Source organism: Jiulongibacter sp. NS-SX5 (assembly GCF_052828545.1).
On record NZ_CM128248.1, the window covers coordinates 1,322,400 to 1,345,068 of the forward strand.

The window sequence follows — 22,669 nt, forward strand, 5'->3', positions numbered from 1 at the left end:
AGTTTGGTAGTTGTGTAAATGGATAACTAGAAAACAAGACATGAAAAATCGAAAATGGAGAAAAGTAAATGGAGACTCACTCATTAAAAGTTATTCGTCTTCTGCCTAAGGTCTTTCTACAGGACTCTGCGAGAAATCTTAGCCGCTTCGTAACTTGCAGCCGAAATGATACATCAGCAAGAACCAATTTGTGCATTAGCTACAGCTCCGGGAATAGGAGCCATAGCCGTTATACGTGTTTCTGGGCTGGGAGCCATTGAGGCCACCGATGCCATTTTTAAAGGTAAATTATTACAAAATGCTGCCACTCACACTGCACATTTTGGTTTGATTGAAGATGGAGATCAGATCATTGACGAGGTATTGGTAACAGTATTTAAGTCGCCCAGATCTTTCACAAAAGAAGACTCTACCGAAATCTCTTGTCATGGGAGTCCATACATTGTGAAAGAAATCTTAAAACTCTTGATGAAAAATGGTTGCCGGATGGCAAAACCCGGAGAGTTTACACAGAGGGCTTTTGTCAATGGTCAATTTGACCTGGTACAAGCCGAAGCCGTGGCTGACTTAATAGAAGCCGATAATGCAGCTTCGCATCAATTAGCCATAGACCAGCTTCGTGGTGGATTTTCGTCTCAATTGAAAAACCTACGGGAGGAACTTATTCATTTTGCCTCAATGGTGGAGCTGGAACTTGATTTTGGTGAGGAGGATGTGGAATTTGCAGATCGTGATGATCTCAAAAGTTTAATTGAAGAACTTCAGAAAACGCTGATCCCACTTATTGACTCTTATAACTCGGGTAATGTTCTGAAAGAAGGTATTCCGGTGGCCATCATCGGACAGCCAAACGTTGGTAAATCAACCTTGCTCAATGCTTTGTTAAGAGAAGAGAAAGCTATTGTTACAGACATAGCCGGTACCACACGAGACGCCATCGAAGATGTTATGGTGATCAAGGGCATTAAATTTCGTTTTATCGACACCGCCGGTATTAGAGACACTTCAGACACCGTAGAGTCGATTGGAATTGAGAAGTCAAAGTCGGCCTTACAAAAGGCTCATATTGCACTATTACTTTATGCAGACCAAGCTGAAAGAGATTTTATAGCTACTAAATTTGGGGATCTGCTTAGCACTAAAGAAGTCATTTGGGTAAAAAACAAGGCTGATTTATCTGAAGCTAAAATTGAACAGGATGATATTTCTATTTCTGCGAAACTTAATCAAGGTATTGATCAAATAGAAGCCAAACTTTTTAGTATTGCGTCTGAAAAACAGCAAGGTGATACTGTTTTGACCAACCTCCGCCATTATGAATTGCTCGTCAAAACCAGCGAATCATTAAATGAAGTCCTAAACGGTCTATCGATGGGTATTACGGGTGATTTTCTGGCACAGGACATCAGGATGGCCTTACATTTCTTAGGTGAACTTACAGGGACCATCACCACAGATGACCTCCTGGCCAATATCTTTGGAAAGTTTTGTATCGGGAAATAGACATCAAAAAAGCCGAAACCTTTCGGCCTCGGCTTTTTTGCTAAAATTCTGAATGGCTTAGAATGCACCGATAAAGTGACTTCCTTCTACATTTACCAGCTCAGCACCTTTAGTTACGTTGCCAGTTTCTGTGTCTACCACATAGATGTTACCATTTTGACCTACAGGAGCCTGAGTGAGGTATATCTCGTTACCATCAACTGCAAATCCCTGGTATTGGAACAAGTAGAAATCAGGATCATAAGGGATAGCATCTAGCTTAGTAGCTGTTCTGGCGTTAAGATCAACTAGTGCAAAGAACCCTTGAGCACCTGCAACACCATCAGCAGAGCCATTATGACGATAAGCTAATACAGCTTTACCATTAGCAGCTGGTCTCCACGCTAATACATAGGCACCTTCTACGCCTAAAGCCGCATCTAAATTGAATACATAAGAATCATCGTATTGATTATTAGCACCAATTTTAAGGATATGAGAACCGTTAGGATCGCTTTGGTTTGCCTGATAAACGCTTCCGTTATATTCAAACGCATTGATACTTCTGTAGCCGTTTGTATTACCGATTCCAACACCTGAAGTGATCACGGTAGGATTTGTTAATGAAGGGTAATCAAGAACAATTGTTTTTGAAGGAAGTAAATCTGCACTTCTATCCGTTTCGCCTGTAGATGGATCTACTTTGCTCAAACGAGCACCGATATACAGTTTGTCACCAGCGGTATTTAATGTAGGCATATCAATTCTGGAGATATAATAACCTTGAGCTTCTTCAGCCTCAGTTAATGCTACACTAGACTCTTGGAAATTGATAATTTTTGAATCTTGCAGATCTAGGGTAACAATACCCATAGTAGCCTCATGACGAAGGTATGTATCATCAGAAGCATCATCTGGAGTTCCGTTATCATCAAACTGAGCTTCGGCTGATACATAAACTGCTGCACCTGTCTTGTCACCATCAAATAGCTTAATCCATCTTGGAGCTGTACCAACGTATGGTGCAATACTTACTTCTGAACCTGTTGGAGTAAAAGTTTGACCACCTTCTACCGTATACTTGGTGTAGTTTCCACCTGTGTCACCAGCATAACTGATATTGAATACTAATTTACCATCTTCAGAAGCCTGAAGTCTGGCTGTTCTGTTTGAAGGAACAATAAAACCATTATCAAAAGGAGCAATTGACATTTCAGGGTTTTTAGCGTCTTCGCTTGAAAGGGAGTAGATTAAGGTTCCTCCATTTCCATCACCAGGATTCTCACCCATTTTTGCTGCAGCAATAGTGATCCATCTCGACTCCTCCGGCACCTCTGGTTCTGGCTCCACACCCGGCTCGTCATTAGTGGTACATGCATTCAGAAGGCCGAATGCCAAGACAAACACTAAATTTTTCATCTTTAGAATAGATTTTCTCATCTCTGTATTTTGAATTAAAATTTATTTATCGAATAGTTAAGTTTTAAGTAAAATGCTCGACCCGGCTTTTGGACTGATAGGTTGTCATATACCGGCTGGTCAAAAAGATTTTTTATATCAAAGCTCAAGACCACTCTATTGCTTGGGAAGCGATAGCTCAAACCGAAATCCTGAGATAATTGTCTTGGGACATTAAAAAACTCGTTGCCTACGGTGTTAGCTCCCTGTGCAGTTAGGTAAGAGAACTCATCTGTGAAATACATGGTATAGAATAAATTCAGCCTTGATTTCTGTTGTAGAAAATCCTCAATGGCGTATCTCAATGCAGCATTCATAGTGAAGAATGGCGTGTTTGGCACATCCACCTCCACTCCTCGACTCTCTACCTTTAGGTCAAATCGAGAGATATTGAAATTGAAACCAAGGTTTCGGTTATACGTATAGTTTAGCTGAGCATCAATCCCCTTTGAAGTACCGCTTCCTTGATTTACATAAAGAATTAATTCGTCGTCTACATTAAGAGAGGTCTCAATTGGCAAACCGATTCTATCTTTGATATTGCGGGCAAAAAGGTTTGTAGATACCGTAAACCTATGATTTCTCAAATTAAAGGTACCTAACCTAAATCCTAGATTGAAGTTATTGCTTTGCTCAGGTTTGATACTTGAATTGGCAATTACATTATCACCATCATCGCCAAATATCTCTGTCTCGTTCGGTAATCGCACCGCCTTTTCAGCAGAAGTTAGAAGAGTAAAGTTTTTGCTAAAGGCATATGAAAGGGCAAAACCATAACCATCATACGTTTTATTGCTACTCACCACTTCATCCACAATTACTCTTTTACCATCTGGCCCCTGCTCCACTGCGGGATCTACACTAATAGTTTCCTGCTGATAAAACTTACCAAAAAGGCTGGTTTTTAGTCTGTTGTTGAGTGCAGACAACTCATAAGTGAGGGAGTATATATTTTTCGATAAGTCTCTGGTCCCTACAAAAGTGCTTTCAAGTAAAGAGATTAATTGATCACTATCTTCTCTATCAATACTACTGAAAACATGATTGGCTAAAAGCTTATGGTTTCTATTTATTTTATAAGAAACACCAGATCTGATAGAAGCTACATTTCTATCAATGGTAAGGAGAGTAGGACCGCCTTCTTGCTGAGAACGCCACACATACTCAAATTCATTACCTCTGAAATCTATAGCTCTTTCACCATTCCAGCTATAGGCTGCAGATACGGTATCACTTACAAAACGGTCTCTGGTACCATACGTACCATTGATATTGACGTCCAGACCTTTAATAAATAGGTCTCTTTTCTGATAGGTTAAAGTAGAAAGCAGGGCTTGAGATTCTAAATATCTACCGAAGTACGGAATAATGGTCATGAATGCTCCATGTTGTACTTCCTTGTAGTCGTCGGCTCCAGTTACTCCCAGGTAAAATTGATCTGCCCATTTCACATCCGTGAACCCAAGCTGAAACATTCCACCGGTAGACCTGTATGCATCATTAAAGCGTCTTGCTGTGATGGGCGTCTGTACCCCACCGAGTCCTGTAACCACCACAGAGCGGCCTGAAACCTTGTAATTATTATCAGAGTAATTGTGAAAAGCAGAGGCCTTTACGGTAAAGCCGGTTTTCTTGAATCGGTAGAGTCCATTCATACTCGTTTGAAAAGTATTAAATGAACCATAGGACACTGAGGCATTAAAATTGGTCTGTGCACTTTTGTGCAAAATGATATTGATAGCTCCTCCGAGGGCGTCATCTGCCAGGTGACCAGGCACCACACCTTTATAGACTTCAATGTTTTTGATCATTGAAGGAGGTATACTATTTAGGTTAAATGAAGAGCCATAGATAGAAATAGGAATACCATCAATGAAAATTCTAACAGAGCTGCCAGATAGACCATTTAGACTATACCTTACTTCTGAACCCAAGCCTCCGTTTTGCCTGATTTTTACACCGACAGTTGTATTAAGAAGCTCGTTGGTCTGGATATTTCTAAGGCTCGCTTCTTTGGTTTTAACCACATTTACCGCAAAACCCTGTGTTTCTTTTTCGGTTTCTTCAGATTTCCCTCTTACCAGAACTTCATCTAAATCACCTGAGGATTCAGCCAAACTGAAGTCAGCTGAGACTTTCTCTGAACCTCTCTTAATCTCTATTATTCTTGTTTCAGAATCGTACCCTACGTAGTTAACCTCTACTTTATGCTTACCTGCCGGAATATGCTCAAAGGTGTACTGCCCGTTATCATTTGAATGAACAGCCAGGTTTAACTTTTTGATGTAAACATTCGCAAATGACAAAGGCTCTCCCTCATGATTATAAATTTTCCCAGAAACCAGCCCCCCTTTATTTTGGGCAAAGCCTTGTAGAAAAATCAGAAGAAAAACGAACGTGTAATATCTTTTCATTGCGTAAAAAAAGCTCTTCCTTTTATTTAAACTAAGTCTAAATAAATACTTTTGCAAAAGTAGTATCTCAGTTTTCGGGGATATACCGTAAAAGGAATTTTTAAATACGAGAAAGGAATTAATGTCAGCAAAAGGAGGTAGTGAGGGCCAGATTTATCAGAGGAAAATCTCGTCAGAAGTGATTTGGGAGAATGCCCTGATGAATAATTCACTTTTCATCAACTCAATTGAAAAAAGCTCCGATGATACACTTTCATTCGTTTCTGGATTAGACTTTACTGATAAGAAAGCTCCTCTTCAAAAGGATTCAGATATACTATTGCAGTGCAAAGAGCCCGTCGTCAAAATTCATTTTTCTTTAGAAGGAAATTATAGCTTTAAGCCTTTAAGTCATATTGACTACAGATTACAAATACCTGAGAATCATTGTAATTTAATTTTACTTCAAGACGCTAATTATACTGAATACTACCCGACAGATAATTCAAAGGCATTCGAGCTTTTTATAAAACCAAGACTATTAAAGGAAGCATTAGGCCTGGAGTACTCATCACAACTGGCTGGCCTTAGTGAAGCCATCGTGAATTCGAACACGCATATTCATTGGGATAAGAGCAAGTTTATTCCACCACATATCCGGAATAGAATAATGGATATTTTACTATGCCCCTATTCAGGCAAACTACGAACTCAGTATATCGAAGGTAATTTAATCGCTTTATTAATTGATTTCTTTCTCGCTAGACAGCAGAAGGATAAGCCTGAAAGGCATACCAAACTTTCTAATGCTGACTATCTATCACTCGTCAAAGTAGAAACGCATATCAGGAAAAACCTCAAAAGACCTCTTCGAATTCTGGACTTAACTGAAGTGGCTGGCTTTAATGCCACCAAACTTAAGAGAGACTTTAAAAAAGTTTATGGTATTACCATTTTCAAATACATCACTACGTTGAGAATGGAAAAAGCCGTTAAACTCATCTCAGAAGAAAACCTACCCATTTCTCAAGCCTCATACGAAGTGGGTTTCTCACATCCTCAACATTTTACTACAGCTTTCAAAAGAACGATGGGCTATCTGCCCAGTCAATTAAAGCCATTGGAATAGCCTCTACATGTAAAAGTGGTAAAACTATTTTTTTGAGATTTCGTAAGTAGCATTCAGAAGGATAAACCTTCCCTTAAACTACTAAACTATAATTCTCATGCGTTCTACTGTTTCAAAGGCCCTCTCAATTCTAGGCGTTAATCTAACCCTCATTTTTATGATTTCGTGCACAGAAACTGAATCAATGGATGTAACACCTGGCACGGGCACCTCAAATCCAACCACCAATAATATGGAAGAGCCTGCCAATGCCCCGGCTTTCACCTTAAAATCTATTTCTGGTGCAGATGTAAGTCTATCTGACTTTGAGAATAAAGTGGTGGTCTTGTTCTTTTTCGGAAACACCTGCCCTACCTGCAAAGCGGTAGCTCCCTCAATTGAGAAAGATATCAATCAGGCATTTAAGGATAGCCCAAATTTTCAGCTATTAGGCTTAGACCAGTGGGATGGCAATAAAGCTTCGGTAGAATCCTTTAAATCATCCACCAAAGTCACATTCCCTTTACTTCAGAAAGCCTCGGGTGTAGCTTCAGATTATAAAACTACATATGACCGACTTGTGGTTATCAATAGAGGCGGCAAAATCGTATTCCTCGGCAAGCAAAACTCCGCATCAGACCTTAGGACAGTGGTCTCTGAGATTGAAAAGCTTCTTTAATCCGTCCAATTCTAAGTTATTATGAAACCCCTCTTACTACTCCTTTTTGCTTTAATAAGTTTGAATGTTTCTGCTCAAAACGTCGGAAACTTTGAGCTAAAAGATATTAATAATCAGTACCAGACTTATGAAGACTTAAAAGGTGAAAAGTTAACCCTGATTGACTTTTGGGCCACCTGGTGTAAGCCTTGCATGAAAGCCATTCCAGAACTCAAAAAGATTTACTCTGAGTATCAAAAGGAAGGCGTAGAGATAATAGGAATAAGTTGCGATGGTCCCAGGTCTGTCTCAAAAGTATCACCGCTAAGTAAATCTTTAGGTATTGAATATCCTGTACTCATAGATATAGATGCTGAGATCAAAAATGATTTAAATTTATCTGCTTTTCCTTCTTTGATTTTTGTTGACAATAATGGTGAAATCGTTTGGGTTCATGAAGGTTACCTTCCTGGTGACTCCGCAGAAATCAGAGAAAAGTTAGTGGCCTATTTGAATGAACACTAGACTTTCACCCCTCTTTACAGTTTTCATTTGTTTGGCCATAAATAATGTCCTTCTGGCTCAGTTTAGTGGTAATAGTATTGCTGAAACTCAGTTGGGGCAATTGCCAAATGATGTTAATAATATCGCTACATTCTATGCTCGCACCGCTCTAAACTATCGCCTCAAATCATTTAGATCAAGCGGAACATTGGAGCAATTCTATTCACCAAGAGATGGGAGTACCTATTTCAGGTTATCACAGATGACTCTTCAATATAAAAAGAGACCATTTGATCTAAAAATTGGCAACTTTTATGAAACCATCGGTCGGGGATCCTTGGTAAGATCATTCGAAATTCCCGGTGCTATTTTAGAAGATTTAAGCTACCGGTCCAGACACTACTTTAATCGTAACATCCTTGGCCTAAGTGCCAAATACCGTTACAAAGGATTGACAACAAAGCTTATAGTGGGCAGCCCTTTAAACTATGTACTTCCTCCTACTTTAGGCAGGGAAGTAAGACGTACAGATAAAATTGCGGCACTATATGCTGACTATAATTTTAAACAACAAACAGTAGGTGCTGCCTTCATGAGGCATTTCAATGATATTGCACAAGGCAATTACTTTATGACTACCGCCTCCGGCAATATTGGCGGCTCGCTCTCCTACTACACCGAATTCGCAAAAAATGTGAGCGGCTATGACCTTTCTGATTTCTCACGAGCTGTCCCATATGTTTTTTACGGAGGTTTGAATTTTGCTGCGGGTAGTTTTGGCATCAGTGCCGAATACAAAAACTATAATAATTTTAGTATCGGCTCAGGAATTAATGAACCACCAGCCTTAGTCAAAGAACATACCTCAAGGGTACTGAACAGAAGCACTCATGTTTTACAACCTTTAAATGAAAGTGGCTATCAGATAGAAGCATTTTACACCTTCCCTAACCTGTCATCACTTACTTTTAATAACACTTTGGCCATTAATGATTTCGGTAATAAAACCGCTTTCAGAGAATATTATCTGGAGTATGACTTTACCGCAGTTGAGAAACATGACGTAAAACTTTTTGCTGATTATGCCAATGATCCTTTCAAATCACAGAAAAACAGAATCTCTACTGGTCTTTATATGGATTGGAAACTCTCAGAAAATTATGCCTTGAATACCAATTACGAGTTCCAGCGATTCAGTCGAGAAGAACAAAACTTTGAAAACCATGTTCTGGTAGCCGGGCTGTCGTATAAGTTAAAATTTGTAGGAAGCCTGGTAGCTGAAACAAGTAATGACTCATTTATAGTGGACGATGGCACCAAATTCTGGCTTGGGGTTAACCTCAAATACCAACTGAATAGAAGCCATAATATTCAATTGTTTGCTGGTGAAAGAAGAGGTGGCCCAGCATGTAATGCCGGTGTATGTTATGAAGTTCTTGACTTTAAAGGTCTGGAGATTCGCCTGACCAATAGGTTTTAGGCTTTGATTCATAAAATATCTCTTACATCCTGCATTTCATTGTGATAGTTCAAAGAGAAATCTTTCCATTCTTTTAACTTTGTGCTTTCTATTCAAAAAGCTCAATCAATTTCCGAATGATTCATTTCTTTGGTGCTTCTTCAAACACCCTTTTTGCAGTTCAATCGACCGCTAAGTTCTCAGAATCAGACCTCAAAAAACTTCACTGGCTATTTAATAGTTCTTCGGAGCATTCAAAAGTCAATGATGACAAGGCTGAACTAAACGAGGTTTTCGTAGGCCCGAGAGCCGCCATGATTACTCCTTGGAGTACCAATGCTGTAGAAATCACTCAAAACATGGCGATTGAGGGCATCATCAGAATTGAAGAGTTTAAAAAAGTTGAAAACGATTTTACTGATTTTGACCCCATGCTTTCTCAAAAGTATTCAGGTTTAAATCAGTCGATTTATAAAATCAACATCAAGCCTGAGGCTATCATCAATATTGAGAATATTGAAGCCTACAACCAAAAAGAAGGCCTGGCTCTTAGTGATGATGAAGTCAAATATTTAGAAGAGCTGGCAGTGAAACTTGGAAGACCTCTTACTGACTCAGAAGTCTTTGGATTTTCGCAGGTAAATTCAGAGCACTGTCGTCACAAGATATTCAACGGCACTTTCGTCATAGACGGTGAAGAAAAACCTAGCTCCTTATTCAAGCTTATCAAGAAAACATCTCAGGAGCATCCTAATGATATCGTTTCGGCGTACAAGGATAATGTGGCTTTCCTGAAAGGGCCAAAAGTGACGCAGTTTGCACCACAGTCTGCCGAAAAACCAGACTTCTATACGGAAAAAGAATTTGAATCTGTTTTATCTGTAAAGGCAGAGACACATAATTTCCCTACCACGGTAGAACCGTTTAATGGAGCCGCTACCGGCTCTGGTGGTGAAATCAGAGATAGACTGGCTGGTGGAATCGGCTCTCTACCATTGGCCGGTACAGCAGTTTATATGACCTCTTACTCCAGATTGACCGAAGACAGACCTTGGGAAAAAGGAATGGCAGAAAGACCTTGGCTGTATCAACGTCCGATGGATATTCTGATCAAAGCCTCCAATGGTGCTTCTGATTTCGGAAATAAGTTTGGGCAACCTTTAATCTCCGGTTCACTTCTGACCTTTGAGCATGATGAAACCGCAGATCAAGCCAGCGATGCTCGAAAACTCGGTTTCGATAAAGTTATCATGCTGGCAGGTGGAATAGGCTATGGTAAAGCAGAACATGCCATAAAAAACAAACCAAGCCTTGGTGACAAGGTAGTGGTATTAGGTGGTGAGAACTACCGTATCGGTATGGGCGGGGCAGCCGTATCTTCAGCAGATACAGGTGAATTTGGCTCAGGAATTGAGCTCAATGCAGTTCAGCGTTCAAACCCTGAGATGCAAAAAAGGGCTGCCAACGCTATTAGAGGCATGGTAGAAAGTGATAAAAACAGCATTGTTTCTATTCATGATCATGGTGCGGGTGGGCACTTGAACTGCCTCTCTGAACTTGTGGAGGAAACTGGAGGTAAAATTGACCTTGATGCCCTTCCTGTAGGTGACCCTACCCTATCTGCAAAAGAGATTATCGGAAACGAATCTCAAGAGAGAATGGGACTGGTAATTGGTGAGAAAGATATTGAAACGCTAAAAACAATTGCAGATCGCGAGCGATCGCCGATGTACACCGTGGGTGATATTACCGGAGACCATCGATTTACTTTTGAGTCCTCAAAAACCGGTGAAAAACCGATGGACTTTGCTATATCCGATATGTTTGGCAGCTCTCCGAAAACCATCATGGATGACAAAAAGGTATCCAGATCCTACCAAAACCCTGAATACAGCTTTTCTGAAATCAAAGAATACGTTAGCCAAGTGCTACAATTAGAAGCAGTGGCCTGTAAAGACTGGTTAACCAATAAGGTGGACCGCTGTGTGGGTGGCAGAGTGGCTAAGCAACAGTGTGCAGGACCATTGCAATTGCCACTAAATAATGTGGGGGTAATGGCTCTGGATTTCAAATCTACAGATGGCTTAGCTACGAGTATTGGCCATTCACCTGTATCCGCTATTATAGACCCGCCGGCAGGTTCCAGAAATTCAATTGGCGAAGCTCTTACAAATATTGTTTGGGCACCTCTTAAAGACGGCTTGGCTTCCGTTTCACTATCTGCCAACTGGATGTGGCCATGTAGAAACGAGGGTGAAGATGCTCGTTTATATGAGGCTGTGGAAGCCTGCTCAGATTTCGCAATTCAGCTTGGTATCAATATCCCTACTGGTAAAGACTCCCTATCAATGAAACAGAAATATGCCGATCAGGAGGTTTTGGCTCCCGGAACGGTGATAATTTCTGCTGCTGGGCACTGTACGGACATCAATAAAGTCATTGAGCCGGTATTGAAAGAAAATGGTGGTAATATTTATTACCTAAACTTCTCAAAAGACGCTCTCAAACTTGGAGGTAGTTCTTTTGCTCAGATAAAGAATAAGATTGGTGCAGAAGCACCAACAATTACGGACGCTGCATATTTCAAGGCTGCCTTTAATAAACTTCAAGAGCTTATTTCAGAAGGGAAAATAGCTGCAGGTCATGATGTAGGGTCTGGTGGTTTAGTCACCACTTTACTGGAAATGTCCTTTGCAGAGCAAAACCTTGGCTCAGAGATTGATCTGGATGGAATTCAGGAGAAAGATACTGTCAAAGCTCTATTCAATGAAAATATCGCTGTAGTAATTCAAGGCGATAGCAGCCTGATTGAGGAATTTGCCAAAGTTGGAGTAGAGCTGGTCAAAATTGGTTCACCAAAAGTAGGTAATACAGTTTCTATCAAAAATGGTGCTGATGAAGTTAGCTTCAGCACGGCAGAAATGAGAGACCTATGGTTTAAAACCTCTTGGTTATTAGACCAAAAACAATCAGCTAACGGTACTGCAGATGCACGCTACGCCAATTATAAGAATCAGCCACTAAACTATACTTTCCCTGCTCAGCACACAGGTGTTAAACCTGAAAAGGTTTCAAAGAGACCAAAAGCTGCTATAATCAGAGAAAAAGGTTCAAACTCTGAAAGAGAAATGGCAAACGCCATGTACCTCGCTGGCTTTGATGTCAAAGATGTACACATGACTGACCTCATCTCTGGTAGAGAAACTTTGGAAGACATCCAGTTTATTGGTGCTGTAGGAGGCTTCTCCAATTCAGATGTGTTGGGCTCTGCCAAAGGCTGGGCAGGTGCATTCCTCTATAATGAAAAGGCGAATACAGCCCTTAAGAAATTCTTCGCCAGGGAAGACACCTTGTCGGTAGGGATTTGTAATGGTTGTCAACTATTTATGGAGCTGGAGCTGATCAACCCTGAACATGATGTTCATGGTAAAATGGCACATAATGACTCTCATAAACATGAAAGCATCTTCACTTCTGTCAAAGTAGAAAAGAATAACTCAGTTATGCTTTCTAGCCTGGAAGGAGCCACTTTAGGTGTTTGGGTTTCTCATGGAGAGGGTAAATTTAATCTACCGAAAGCAGAAAGTGAGTATGATATCGTGGCCAAATATGGTTATGCAGAATACCCTTCTAATCCCAACGGATCTGACTATAATACGGCCATGATGTGTGACAAATCGGGTCGCCATTTGGTTACCATGCCGCATATTGAGCGTTCTACTTTCCCTTGGAACTGGGCGTACTACCCTGAAGCAAGTAAAAATGATGAAGTGAGTCCATGGCTGGAGGCATTTGTAAATGCCCGTAAATGGATAGAGTCTAAATAAAAAAAGAGAGGGATTTCAATAATGAAATCCCTCTCTTAATATAAATGAGTTTTAGTTACTCGGTAATAAACCTAAAGCCTACACCGTGTACATTCTCAATTTTGAGACTGTCGTCTGTTTTCAGCATTTTTCTAATCCTGGTGATAAATACATCCAGACTCCTTCCAAGGAAATAATCATCTCTTCCCCAAATTTGAGTCAGTATATCTTCTCTTTTAATCACAGAATTCTGTCTGTCACATAGAAACTTTAAGACCTCCGCTTCACGATGTGTGAGTTTTTGCTCGCCTTCATCAGAATCAAGCATTAACTGAGGGTAAGAGAAATGAAATTTCCCGATTTCGTATTCTCCACTTTCTTCAGCAGAATCTTCAATCGTACTTCTCTTTAGAAATACTTTTATTCTTAATGTTAGCTCTTCAATACTGAATGGCTTAGTGATATAATCATCCCCTCCAATTTTAAGACCCTCTATTTTGTCTTCCTGAAGCGTCTTTGCTGTTAGAAAAATGATGGGGATATGCTGATTTTGCTCTCTTATTTTCTCAGCCAGTGAGAACCCATCAAGTTCAGGTAAATTGACATCCAAAAGGCATAAATCAAACTTCTCCTTTTGAAAATTCTTATAAGCTTCTTTGCCATCAAAGTAGTGGACAATCTCAAACCCTTCTTCTTCAAGGTTATCTTTGGTTACAAAACCCAGATTCTCGTCATCTTCGACGTATAATATCTTTGCCATTTCTTATTTCTCTTGTGGTATACTTATGGTAAATGTACTCCCTTGTTGGTACTCGCTTTCTACTCTAATTTTCCATTTATGTGCTCTTACGATTTGCTGAACGTAGTTCAAACCTAATCCAAAACCTTTCACATTATGGACATTGCCCGTAGGCACTCTGTAGAATTTATTAAAAATCTTCCCTAAATGTTCTTTCGGGATTCCTATTCCTTTATCGGCTACAGAAAGCTCAATGCCTTCTTCAGTGTTTTTGGTAGCCACAATAATAGAAACTGGTTTTGAAGAATATTTTATGGCGTTCTCTACGAGATTTCTTATCACAGAGAGCAGGTGTACACGATCTGCGTAAATCGTAGTTTTTGTGGCATTTAAATCCAGCTGTAAACCATCACCATGCTCTGCTTTCACCCCTTCTAAAACTTCGTTTACCAGCGAATGCAACTCCTGCATTTGAACATCCAATTGTAATTTTCCCCGTCCAACTTTTGCGGTAGTAAGGACGGTCTCTACCTGGCTTTTAAGTCGATTATTCTCTTGTCGAATGATCTGTACATATTTCTTCAATCTAGCCGGCTGATCTAAAATCTTATCTTGATTGAGTACATCTGTAGCCACTCTTATAGTAGAGATCGGAGTCTGAAACTCGTGTGTCATGTTATTGACAAAGTCACGCTGTACTTCACTGAGTCTTTTTTGCCTCAATATCACAAACATGGTGTAAACAAAGAAGCCCATCACCAATAGCGTGATTAATGAAGATACTATCCAGAAATCAAGATTCTTAAATAGCATTTCATCTTTCTTCGGGAATCTTACTGCAAAATAATTGAGGAACTTATCCGTCTTCGGCATGATAACAGGCTGCACGTCACCTGTTTCAAAATTGGCATTTACATGCCCCCCAAAACGAATTTCGTCGGTATCACAGTCATAGATACCATACTCAAAATCGGTATTAAGGTCGTATTCTTTGAATTCCTGTTTTAAATAATGCTCTAAAACTTCAGCATCAAGAGGGGTTCTCAGATTCACAACATAATAATCTTCCTCAAGCTGATCTACAGGGTTTTCAATATCAGAAAGCTGATAAACACGAGAAATATTTTGTGCTACCTCACCAAGGGCATGAATTGCAGTTCGTCTAAACTCATTCTTTTGAAGATCAAAAGCTCGTTTAACCCAGTAAATCTGCACTGCCAAAATACCCGCGATAGCCAAACTACCGAGTACAATGATGAGTCTTATAGTGCTTCTTGTCAAGTTTCGTTGGTTTAGGAAAGTACACAAAGATACGAGAAAGCTTTGAATATTAACTTATTAACCTCATATGGGCTTTTTTGAACTAAAAGCCTTATCATTTCCTTAGAGAAATATGCAGAAAAAAACAGCACTTTTAGCAGGAGCATCTGGTCTTATTGGTGGCCATTTATTAAATAAACTTTTGAATTCGGGAGAATATGATTCTGTGATTTCATTGGTACGTCGACCAAGTGATCTAAAACACCCTTTGCTGCATGAAGTGGTAGTTGATTTTGATGATCTCGATCCTGAAATTATCAAGGCCGATCACATATTCTGTACTTTGGGTACCACCATAAAAAAGGCCGGAAGTCAGGAAAAGTTTAAAATGGTAGATTATCAATACCCATTAGACATCGCCCAAAAAGCCAAAAGCAACGGTACGGAATTATATGCCATTATAACGGCTATGGGTGCAGATTCAGATTCCAGCTTCTTTTATAATAGAGTTAAAGGCGATGTTGAAAAAGAGCTTAAAAAGCTAGATTATGAATATCTGGGCATTTTTCAGCCATCAATGCTTCTGGGTGATAGAGATGAAAAGCGACTTGGAGAGAGGATAGGACAAGTAGCAATGAAGATATTCGGTTTCCTTATCCCTAAAAATTACAAGGCGATAGAAGGAGAAAAAGTAGCTTCAGCAATGCTGAATTATGCAAAAAGCCCCAAAGAGGGGCTTTCTGTAGTATCTTCAGGGGATATGTATTAATCCCACTTTAACTCTGAGTTACTAAAAACATCTTCTGATGTTTCTGTAGATTTAGCTTCTGAGGCGGCAGAAGGTGCTGCTTCATTATCTGAAAACTGATCGTAATCAAAATCAGGGAGAAGTTCACTTTTAATATGATCTACAGTGTCTTGAAGGGCATCAACAAACTTGTTGAAATCTTCTTTGTAGACAAAAAGCTTACTTTTTTCGTAAACAAACTCACCATCTCTTTGTTGTCTTCGGCTCTCAGTAACAGTCAAATAGTAGTCGTTTGATCTGGTAGCTCTAACATCAAAAAAATAGGTGCGTTTCCCGGCACGTACCCGTTTTGAGTAGATCATCTCTCTCTCTTCTCGTTGCACTTTCTTTTAGGGGTTTAGATTGAACAATAGCACCAAAAATAGTTTTTTCCATGATCAATAAAAATAATTCTTTTAAAAATTCAAACGAATCAAATACCACATTTTAAGTTTTATTATGAATGCCCACATACTTTTCAATAAATCTGATCGTATTTTTGAATCGTACATGAATAGTACAGAATGAAAGCACTAGGAATTTACATCATCTTATCACTTTTCACGGCCTATCAACCGAATAAACCTGTCATTCTGGGAGAGAAGCTGGAAGGAAAAGCGTCCTTTTACGGTCCAAGATTTCATGGTAAAACCACTGCCAATGGAGAAAAAATGGATAAGTATGAGCTGACCTGTGCCCATAAATCGCTCCCTTTTGGTACTATGCTTGAGGTGAAAAACATGGCAAATGACTCTACAGTAATAGTCAGAGTAAACGACCGCGGCCCTTATATCAAAGGTAGAATAATTGACCTCTCACTAGAGGCCGCCAAGCAAGTCAACATGATAGATAACGGTGTGGCAGATGTGGAGGCCATAGTTGTAGGCGAAAACGGAAAAGTGTACATTAGCCCCGCTACGCCGATTGTCTCTTTTCTCAATTCACGATACGATCAGCTGGCTTCTTCACTGAAATAGGCATTTATGAGCAAACTGGATCTTGGGAAAATCAGAGAATATGGCAATGTAGAACTCCTTGCCAAACAGCTGGTTGAAGGTTTCATTACTGGTTTGCATAAATCTCCATTCCATGGTTTTTCAGTTGAATTTGCAGAGCACAGGCTCTACAATTCCGGAGAAAGTACACGACACATTGATTGGAAAGTCTTCGGTAAGACGGATAGACTGTTCGTAAAGCGTTACGAAGAAGAAACTAATCTTCGATGCCATATCCTGATCGATACTTCTTCTTCAATGTATTATCCGGAAGAGAATTACGGGAAGTTGACCTTCAGCTGCATGGCCGCAGGAACCCTGGCTAACCTAATGCAAAAACAGAGGGATGCCGTTAGCTTGACCACCTTTTCTGATGGTATTGAAGTACAAACAGCCGTCAAATCAACGCCTGGGCATATTCATCAAATCTATCTGGAGTTAGAAAATCAGCTTGCCACTAAACCTGAAAACAAAGGAACCTCGGTAGCAGACACGCTACATGTAATTGCCGATAAAATTCACAAAAGGTCTTTGGTTATTATTTTCAGCGATATGTTCGAAAATATTGAAGACTCCAATGCTCTTTTCTCTGCTTTACAGCATCTTAAGCATAATAAACATGAGGTCCTACTTTTTCATGTGACAGACAAAAAAACAGAATGCGAGTTTGACTTTGAAGAAAGACCCTATGAGTTTATTGATCTGGAGTCCGGCAATAAAATAAAAGCTCAACCATCTCAGGTGAAGAAACACTATCAGGATGCCATGAAAAGCTTTTATAAAGAACTCAGACTTAAATGCGGCAAGTATAAAATAGATTTTATTGAAGCCGATATAAACGAAGGTTTTGACCAGATCATGTCTTCATTTCTCGTCAGAAGGTCCAAAATGAAATAGGCTTTCTTCCTTTTGAAATGCCCCTAACCCTTTCATAAAACTTCCATTTACAGGCACCCGTTTTTATGTTAAATTCATTCTGAATCAAACATAAATATTGAATTATGCTATTAACTACAACACCAAATGTAGAAGGAAGAAAAATCAACAGTTATAAAGGCCTGGTTACTGGTGAAACTATTATTGGTGCCAACTTCATCAAGGACTTCTTTGCAGGTATCAGAGATATAGTTGGTGGTCGCTCTGGATCGTACGAACGCGTGCTTAATGAAGCCAAAAACACAGCATTAAAAGAAATGTCTGAAAGAGCCAAAAAGCTTGGAGCTAATGCCATTATTGGAATAGACCTGGACTATGAAACTCTTGGGCAAGGCAATGGAATGTTAATGGTTACCGCCTCTGGCACTGCCGTTGTTATCGAGTAAGATAAGCTTCTAATTCCGCTTTTTGTCTTAGGTGGTGCCGCATATGTATTTCAAAATGTTGGTACCACTCCTTAGCATTTAAATAAGCAAAGAATGGGTGTGCTGTTCTGTATACACCATCATCTTTCTCAATTGCTTGTACTTTTGAACATATTGCCTCTATCATTTGAGGCAATTCTTTTTTGTAAAAATCGATTCCTTTCGACTCCGGTTCCGGAGTCACTCCCGTTCCTGGTCTTTTAAACTTTTGATGAGGCAAAGCATTAGCAGCCAAAATTTTCAAACCAATTTCGTTGGTCTTTTCATCGAAAGCTCCCTTTCGCTTTTCGAGGCAGCGATTGATATTTGCAAGAAAAAAGTAAATTCCACTGGTGTAGATATGGTCATACATTTGACCTAAGGACCAAATATCTTCAGATTGTTTAGACTCAAAATCCGTTTCAGAATACTCCTCTAAGGACGCAATATACTTATGAGCAGTTTCCTTGATCGCACTTGTTATTTCAATAGTTGATTTCATATGAATAACTTACGTTTCTAAGACTATTGGAGATCCTTCACGAGCATATCTGTCTAAACCTCGAATGACATAAATATACTCCTGACCCGGTTTCAGGGAGGTATCCAAATAACTCTCACCTGACCCCAAGTAAACAATTTTAGCAGGGTCAGATAAGTTTAACCTAGCTCCTTTCTCAAAGCGATAAACCACTGTTTTCTCAAAACTCCCTTTAGACCAATTCAACAAATAACTACCACTACTCTTTTTAATAGAGGCTTTGTTCACCACACCCGTTACTTCTTCCAATTCTCCTGAACTTACAGGCGTTAAGGCATAATTCTGATATCTGTTCTTTATGGTATCTGCCACACCCAGCTTATTCATTTCAAAATGTTTGGCAGAGAAATAAATACTCCCGCTGGTAGACTGACTATAGCGTAAATAATCTATCTTTCTGGCCATTTGATTCGGGTCCCTCCAAGGCTGTTGGGTTGATGCTGCATCGACTCGGTACATTCCATGACCGATATATAAATTAGCCTCTCCTTTATTTTTAGCCCACCAGTCTGTCAAGGTGGCAAAAGGCACAAGATTATGCTCAAAAGGAAAATAGATTTGCGGAGCAATATAGTCTATCCAACCTTCCTGAGCCCACTTTTTAGTATCAGCAAAAAGATAATCGTATGATGGCTGACCTCCACGGGTTTCAGACCCTGCAGGATCATCTCTTTTATTTCGCCAAACTCCGAAAGGACTAATCCCAAATCTAACCCATGGTTTCTCACGAGTAATTGACTCAGAAATATCTTTAATAATCAGGTCAATATTATTTCTACGCCAATCTTCAATTGAGGTAAAACCACTACCATATTTCCGAAATGCCTCCTGATCATTTAACTCCTGACCATTCACTTTATATGGATAGAAGTAGTCATCAAAATGAATTCCGTCTACATCATATTCTCTTACAATATTCATGACCACATCCCTGATATACTGACGTACCTCCGGTAAACCAAAATTGAAAAGCTTATAGCCATCATAGGTCAAAAACCACTCCGGCCTTTTGTAAATCAAATGATCTTCGGTTACAGAGGTGGCTTTTTTATGCATTCCTCTGTTCAGGTTTAACCAGGCATGAAATTCCATACCTCTTTCATGCGTTTGATTGATCATAAAATCCATGGGATCATAAAGCGGGGAAGGGCTTTTACCTTGCTCTCCCATTAACCATTCAGACCACGGTTCTGGGCTTTTGAGATAAAACGCATCTGTGGCCGCTCTAATCTGTACCAGTAAAGCGTTCAATTTATGGTCAGCCATTCGGTCTGCAAGTTTCACGTATTCAGCTTTCTGCTCAGCAGAAGACAAACCCTTTTTACTCGGCCAATCAATATTGGCCACAGAAGCTATCCAAACTCCTCTGAATTCTCGCTTTTTTTCATTTGTAGGCTGATAAACAAAGTCATATGAAGAGGGTTCTTCATCAATAATAAGCGGAATGGACTGATCTTTACAAGCAAGAAGAAAGGAAGAAATTACTAGTGTTAGGAATAGCTTTTTTGACATTAATAGCCTTTGTTGAATTTGAACTAAAATTACAACTATACATCGTTTTTTTGCTACATTTGCCATGAATAATAACGATGATTTTCCTCCGCAATATGAAGTAAGGGGATGACTCCCCATCGTTTTTCCAAAGAATTTAATGAAAGAATACGGAAGTAATGTCCAGAAATTGGTAGAACACGTGGTATCTCTTGAAAACCGCGACAAACGTACCAAGCATGCACATATTTTAATAGAACTAATGCGTCAGATTCATCCTCAAATGAGAGATGGTCATGACTACTCAAAAAAACTATGGGATGACCTCTATGTAATGGCCAATTTTGACCTTGACGTAGATAGCCCCTTCCCTCCCCCTCCAAAAGAGATTCTGGGTAAAAAACCTATGCGTATTCCGTATAGCCAGTCAAAGCTGAAGCATAAATACTACGGTCGTAATCTGGAGCTATTAGTATTAAAAGCTACAGTGGCTCCTACTAAGGAAGAGCGTAAAGCTTTCGTCTCTTACCTGGTAAAGCTTATGCAAAACTTCTATCAGCAATGGAACAAGGATACCATTCAGGTCAATACTTGTTTGGATCAAATCCTTGAACTATCGGGCTATAAGCTACAGGAAGAAGTTAACGAACTGAAAAAGGATGGTATTATTATGGATGCCAACCCTAAAGATGGTAACCGAGCTCCTAACAAGTTCAATAATATGAACACACCTAACGGTTCATTGAAATCGAACAGAAATGGTGGACGCCGTTACAATAAGAACCGCAATAACCGCAACAACAAATACAAAAAGAGAAGAAACTAAAACTTTCACTTTCCTAATAACATGTCGTCATTTAAAATAACCGGAGGCAAAAAACTCAAAGGAGAATTGACTCCGCAAGGTGCCAAGAATGAAGCCCTGCAAATCTTATGTGCAGTACTTCTTACCAAAGAAAAAGTAGTTATCAATAATATCCCAAGTATCAGGGATGTCAATAAGCTCATGGAACTTCTGGAAGACATGGGCGTAAAGAGATCTAAACTTGGTGAAGGCTCTTACTCATTTGAGGCAGATGCTGTAAACTTCGAGTATTTTGAAAGTGACCGTTACAAGGATAAGGCAGGTGAACTGAGAGGCTCTATTATGCTTCTTGGACCAATGTTAGGCAGATTTGGAAAAGGTAAAGCACCTAGACCTGGCGGAGATAAAATTGGAAGAAGACCTCTGGATACACATTTTGTTGGTTTCCAAAAACTGGGAGCTACTTTCAGCTATGAGGCAGAGGATGCCTTTTATACCATTGAGGGTTCTCAAATGGAGGGCAACTATGTCTGGATGGACGAAATTTCTGTAACAGGGACCGCAAACGTGGTCATGGCTGCGGTGCTCACAAAAGGAACCACCACCATCTATAATGCAGCCTGTGAACCCTACCTGCAGCAGCTATGTAAAATGCTCAACTCAATGGGTGCTAAAATAGCCGGTGTTGGCTCAAATCTGTTGACCATTGAAGGTGTTGAAGAATTAGGAGGCTGTGAGCACACCATGCTTCCTGATATGATTGAAATTGGCAGCTTTATTGGTTTAGCCGCTATGACTGGCAGTGAAATCACCATTAAAAACTGTAAGATTAAAGAACTGGGAATCATCCCTAATACCTTCAAGAAACTGGGTATTGAGATGGAGTTCAGAGGAGATGATATTCATATTCCGGCACAAGAGCATTATGAAATAGACCGCCTGATTGATGGATCTATTTTGACCATATATGATGCTCCATGGCCAGGCTTTACGCCAGACTTAATCTCGATTATTCTGGTAACGGCCATACAGGCAAAAGGCACACTATTGGTTCATCAGAAAATGTTTGAGAGTCGTTTGTTCTTTGTTGACAAACTGATAGACATGGGGGCTCAGATTATTCTTTGCGATCCTCACAGGGCTACAGTGGTAGGTCTTGACCGCGTTTCTCAATTGAGAGGAATCAAAATGACATCCCCTGATATTCGTGCTGGTGTGGCTCTATTGATTGCAGCATTATCTGCAAACGGAACGAGTGTCATTGATAATATTGAACAGATAGACCGAGGATATCAATTTATAGATCAGCGTCTAAATGCAATAGGAGCTGAAATTGTAAGACTATAAACAGACCAACATTCCTATCTAAAAGGCCCTGAAATTGAATTCAGGGCCTTTTTTATACCTGATTAAGCGGTAGTGAAATATTGACCCATACAACTTATAGTCAACAGGTTACAAAATATTTTCACATCAAGTAGCTAGGAATAACACAATTTTATAATTAAATTGTTCATAACCTCACCAAAACACTATACTATGATGGAAAATTCTACTCTTCAAAACGTAACATTTCAAGAGCTTTTGCGAAAAAGCAAAAGCCTCCGGCGGCTACTTTATCTGGTAGCGGCGGCAGCCATGATTAGTCTATTTGCTATGCCTTTGGCAATTATTGTCACCTCAGGTGCAGGTATCATTAACCTGGCTCTGGGTGCAGTGGCTATTGGCTTGACTTTTTATCTTTACAAATTATCAATTCGAGATTCAAAAATGCATCAGGAACTCTGGAAACGGAGATTCGGAACAGAATAAAATCCCTGGCCCTTGTAATTTTTGCAAGGGC

At 39.8% G+C, this 22,669-nt stretch carries 20 protein-coding genes; 13 read left to right on the forward strand and 7 right to left on the reverse strand.

Annotated elements, in window-relative coordinates:
• The first annotated feature begins 165 nt into the window (after nt 1-165).
• Nucleotides 166-1,503, forward strand: a complete 1,338-nt coding sequence (gene mnmE / locus ACUXV0_RS06000) for a tRNA uridine-5-carboxymethylaminomethyl(34) synthesis GTPase MnmE (RefSeq protein ID WP_446192163.1) — start codon at nt 166-168, stop codon at nt 1,501-1,503.
• Nucleotides 1,504-1,560: 57 nt separating this feature from the next.
• On the opposite strand, the gene ACUXV0_RS06005 is transcribed toward mnmE, so the two are convergent.
• Nucleotides 1,561-2,901 carry a hypothetical protein gene (locus ACUXV0_RS06005; protein WP_446192164.1) on the reverse strand — a complete coding sequence of 447 codons (1,341 nt, stop codon included), beginning with the start codon at nt 2,899-2,901 and terminating at the stop codon, nt 1,561-1,563.
• Between the two features lie 35 nt (nt 2,902-2,936).
• Nucleotides 2,937-5,354, reverse strand: coding sequence for a TonB-dependent receptor (locus ACUXV0_RS06010; protein ID WP_446192165.1), 2,418 nt, complete (start codon nt 5,352-5,354; stop codon nt 2,937-2,939).
• Between the two features lie 121 nt (nt 5,355-5,475).
• Here ACUXV0_RS06010 and ACUXV0_RS06015 point away from each other — a divergent pair, with 121 nt between their 5' ends.
• From ACUXV0_RS06015 to purL, 5 genes are all read left to right on the forward strand, one after another.
• Nucleotides 5,476-6,462 carry a helix-turn-helix transcriptional regulator gene (locus ACUXV0_RS06015; RefSeq protein WP_446192166.1) on the forward strand — a complete coding sequence of 329 codons (987 nt, stop codon included), beginning with the start codon at nt 5,476-5,478 and terminating at the stop codon, nt 6,460-6,462.
• Between the two features lie 97 nt (nt 6,463-6,559).
• Nucleotides 6,560-7,120: a peroxiredoxin family protein gene (locus ACUXV0_RS06020; RefSeq protein WP_446192167.1), complete on the forward strand. Its 561-nt coding sequence runs from the start codon at nt 6,560-6,562 to the stop codon at nt 7,118-7,120.
• 21 nt (nt 7,121-7,141) lie between these two features.
• On the forward strand, nt 7,142-7,624 hold the full coding sequence (locus tag ACUXV0_RS06025; RefSeq protein WP_446192168.1) for a TlpA family protein disulfide reductase: 483 nt from the start codon (nt 7,142-7,144) through the stop codon (nt 7,622-7,624).
• Nucleotides 7,614-9,083, forward strand: coding sequence for a DUF6029 family protein (locus tag ACUXV0_RS06030; RefSeq protein WP_446192169.1), 1,470 nt, complete (start codon nt 7,614-7,616; stop codon nt 9,081-9,083). Before ACUXV0_RS06025 ends, ACUXV0_RS06030 begins: the two co-directional genes overlap by 11 nt.
• A 116-nt stretch (nt 9,084-9,199) precedes the next feature.
• A complete protein-coding gene (gene purL, locus ACUXV0_RS06035; RefSeq protein WP_446192170.1) occupies nt 9,200-12,889 on the forward strand; it encodes a phosphoribosylformylglycinamidine synthase in 3,690 nt (1,229 codons plus the stop codon).
• A 55-nt stretch (nt 12,890-12,944) separates the two neighbouring features.
• On the opposite strand, the gene ACUXV0_RS06040 is transcribed toward purL, so the two are convergent.
• Nucleotides 12,945-13,628, reverse strand: coding sequence for a response regulator transcription factor (locus ACUXV0_RS06040; RefSeq protein WP_446192171.1), 684 nt, complete (start codon nt 13,626-13,628; stop codon nt 12,945-12,947).
• A 3-nt stretch (nt 13,629-13,631) separates the two neighbouring features.
• Nucleotides 13,632-14,888, reverse strand: a complete 1,257-nt coding sequence (locus ACUXV0_RS06045) for a sensor histidine kinase (RefSeq protein WP_446192172.1) — start codon at nt 14,886-14,888, stop codon at nt 13,632-13,634.
• 112 nt (nt 14,889-15,000) lie between these two features.
• On the opposite strand from ACUXV0_RS06045, the gene ACUXV0_RS06050 reads away from it, so the two are divergent.
• Complete coding sequence (locus tag ACUXV0_RS06050) at nt 15,001-15,636, forward strand: oxidoreductase (RefSeq protein ID WP_446192173.1); 636 nt, start codon at nt 15,001-15,003, stop codon at nt 15,634-15,636.
• On the opposite strand, the gene ACUXV0_RS06055 is transcribed toward ACUXV0_RS06050, so the two are convergent.
• Complete coding sequence (locus ACUXV0_RS06055; protein WP_446192174.1) at nt 15,633-15,977, reverse strand: DUF3276 family protein; 345 nt, start codon at nt 15,975-15,977, stop codon at nt 15,633-15,635. The two genes, ACUXV0_RS06050 and ACUXV0_RS06055, sit on opposite strands and share 4 nt — an antisense overlap.
• A 201-nt stretch (nt 15,978-16,178) precedes the next feature.
• On the opposite strand from ACUXV0_RS06055, the gene ACUXV0_RS06060 reads away from it, so the two are divergent.
• The 3 genes from ACUXV0_RS06060 to ACUXV0_RS06070 all read left to right on the forward strand — a co-directional run bounded on the left by ACUXV0_RS06060 (nt 16,179) and on the right by ACUXV0_RS06070 (nt 17,971).
• Nucleotides 16,179-16,631 carry a septal ring lytic transglycosylase RlpA family protein gene (locus ACUXV0_RS06060; protein WP_446192175.1) on the forward strand — a complete coding sequence of 151 codons (453 nt, stop codon included), beginning with the start codon at nt 16,179-16,181 and terminating at the stop codon, nt 16,629-16,631.
• A gap of 6 nt (nt 16,632-16,637) precedes the next feature.
• Nucleotides 16,638-17,546, forward strand: coding sequence for a DUF58 domain-containing protein (locus ACUXV0_RS06065; RefSeq protein WP_446192176.1), 909 nt, complete (start codon nt 16,638-16,640; stop codon nt 17,544-17,546).
• A 104-nt stretch (nt 17,547-17,650) separates the two neighbouring features.
• Nucleotides 17,651-17,971, forward strand: coding sequence for a heavy metal-binding domain-containing protein (locus ACUXV0_RS06070; RefSeq protein ID WP_446192177.1), 321 nt, complete (start codon nt 17,651-17,653; stop codon nt 17,969-17,971).
• On the opposite strand, the gene ACUXV0_RS06075 is transcribed toward ACUXV0_RS06070, so the two are convergent.
• Both ACUXV0_RS06075 and ACUXV0_RS06080 read right to left on the reverse strand, forming a co-directional pair.
• Nucleotides 17,961-18,491 carry a DinB family protein gene (locus tag ACUXV0_RS06075; RefSeq protein ID WP_446192178.1) on the reverse strand — a complete coding sequence of 177 codons (531 nt, stop codon included), beginning with the start codon at nt 18,489-18,491 and terminating at the stop codon, nt 17,961-17,963. The genes ACUXV0_RS06070 and ACUXV0_RS06075 overlap by 11 nt on opposite strands.
• A 9-nt stretch (nt 18,492-18,500) precedes the next feature.
• On the reverse strand, nt 18,501-20,042 hold the full coding sequence (locus ACUXV0_RS06080; RefSeq protein WP_446192179.1) for a family 10 glycosylhydrolase: 1,542 nt from the start codon (nt 20,040-20,042) through the stop codon (nt 18,501-18,503).
• A gap of 139 nt (nt 20,043-20,181) precedes the next feature.
• Here ACUXV0_RS06080 and ACUXV0_RS06085 point away from each other — a divergent pair, with 139 nt between their 5' ends.
• The 3 genes from ACUXV0_RS06085 (at nt 20,182) to ACUXV0_RS06095 (ending at nt 22,638) form a co-directional block, all read left to right on the forward strand.
• On the forward strand, nt 20,182-20,847 hold the full coding sequence (locus ACUXV0_RS06085) for a DUF4290 domain-containing protein (protein ID WP_446192180.1): 666 nt from the start codon (nt 20,182-20,184) through the stop codon (nt 20,845-20,847).
• Nucleotides 20,848-20,868: 21 nt separating this feature from the next.
• Nucleotides 20,869-22,173, forward strand: coding sequence for a UDP-N-acetylglucosamine 1-carboxyvinyltransferase (murA, locus tag ACUXV0_RS06090; RefSeq protein WP_446192181.1), 1,305 nt, complete (start codon nt 20,869-20,871; stop codon nt 22,171-22,173).
• Between the two features lie 192 nt (nt 22,174-22,365).
• Nucleotides 22,366-22,638 (forward strand): hypothetical protein, encoded by a 273-nt coding sequence (locus ACUXV0_RS06095; RefSeq protein WP_446192182.1) that lies wholly within the window; start codon nt 22,366-22,368, stop codon nt 22,636-22,638.
• The last annotated feature ends 31 nt before the right edge of the window (nt 22,639-22,669 follow it).

Excerpts from the sequence above, each read along its gene's own strand:
- ACUXV0_RS06075 (WP_446192178.1), bottom strand. The coding sequence starts at position 18,491 with ATGAAATCAACTATTGAAATAACAAGTGCGATCAAGGAAACTGCTCAT.
- mnmE (WP_446192163.1), top strand. The coding sequence starts at position 166 with ATGATACATCAGCAAGAACCAATTTGTGCATTAGCTACAGCTCCGGGA.
- ACUXV0_RS06015 (WP_446192166.1), top strand. The coding sequence starts at position 5,476 with ATGTCAGCAAAAGGAGGTAGTGAGGGCCAGATTTATCAGAGGAAAATC.
- ACUXV0_RS06080 (WP_446192179.1), bottom strand. The coding sequence starts at position 20,042 with ATGTCAAAAAAGCTATTCCTAACACTAGTAATTTCTTCCTTTCTTCTT.
- ACUXV0_RS06055 (WP_446192174.1), bottom strand. The coding sequence starts at position 15,977 with ATGATCTACTCAAAACGGGTACGTGCCGGGAAACGCACCTATTTTTTT.
- ACUXV0_RS06025 (WP_446192168.1), top strand. The coding sequence starts at position 7,142 with ATGAAACCCCTCTTACTACTCCTTTTTGCTTTAATAAGTTTGAATGTT.
- ACUXV0_RS06060 (WP_446192175.1), top strand. The coding sequence starts at position 16,179 with ATGAAAGCACTAGGAATTTACATCATCTTATCACTTTTCACGGCCTAT.
- ACUXV0_RS06040 (WP_446192171.1), bottom strand. The coding sequence starts at position 13,628 with ATGGCAAAGATATTATACGTCGAAGATGACGAGAATCTGGGTTTTGTA.
- ACUXV0_RS06070 (WP_446192177.1), top strand. The coding sequence starts at position 17,651 with ATGCTATTAACTACAACACCAAATGTAGAAGGAAGAAAAATCAACAGT.
- ACUXV0_RS06030 (WP_446192169.1), top strand. The coding sequence starts at position 7,614 with ATGAACACTAGACTTTCACCCCTCTTTACAGTTTTCATTTGTTTGGCC.
- ACUXV0_RS06050 (WP_446192173.1), top strand. The coding sequence starts at position 15,001 with ATGCAGAAAAAAACAGCACTTTTAGCAGGAGCATCTGGTCTTATTGGT.
- purL (WP_446192170.1), top strand. The coding sequence starts at position 9,200 with ATGATTCATTTCTTTGGTGCTTCTTCAAACACCCTTTTTGCAGTTCAA.
- ACUXV0_RS06085 (WP_446192180.1), top strand. The coding sequence starts at position 20,182 with ATGAAAGAATACGGAAGTAATGTCCAGAAATTGGTAGAACACGTGGTA.
- ACUXV0_RS06020 (WP_446192167.1), top strand. The coding sequence starts at position 6,560 with ATGCGTTCTACTGTTTCAAAGGCCCTCTCAATTCTAGGCGTTAATCTA.
- ACUXV0_RS06095 (WP_446192182.1), top strand. The coding sequence starts at position 22,366 with ATGATGGAAAATTCTACTCTTCAAAACGTAACATTTCAAGAGCTTTTG.
- ACUXV0_RS06005 (WP_446192164.1), bottom strand. The coding sequence starts at position 2,901 with ATGAAAAATTTAGTGTTTGTCTTGGCATTCGGCCTTCTGAATGCATGT.
- murA (WP_446192181.1), top strand. The coding sequence starts at position 20,869 with ATGTCGTCATTTAAAATAACCGGAGGCAAAAAACTCAAAGGAGAATTG.
- ACUXV0_RS06065 (WP_446192176.1), top strand. The coding sequence starts at position 16,638 with ATGAGCAAACTGGATCTTGGGAAAATCAGAGAATATGGCAATGTAGAA.
- ACUXV0_RS06010 (WP_446192165.1), bottom strand. The coding sequence starts at position 5,354 with ATGAAAAGATATTACACGTTCGTTTTTCTTCTGATTTTTCTACAAGGC.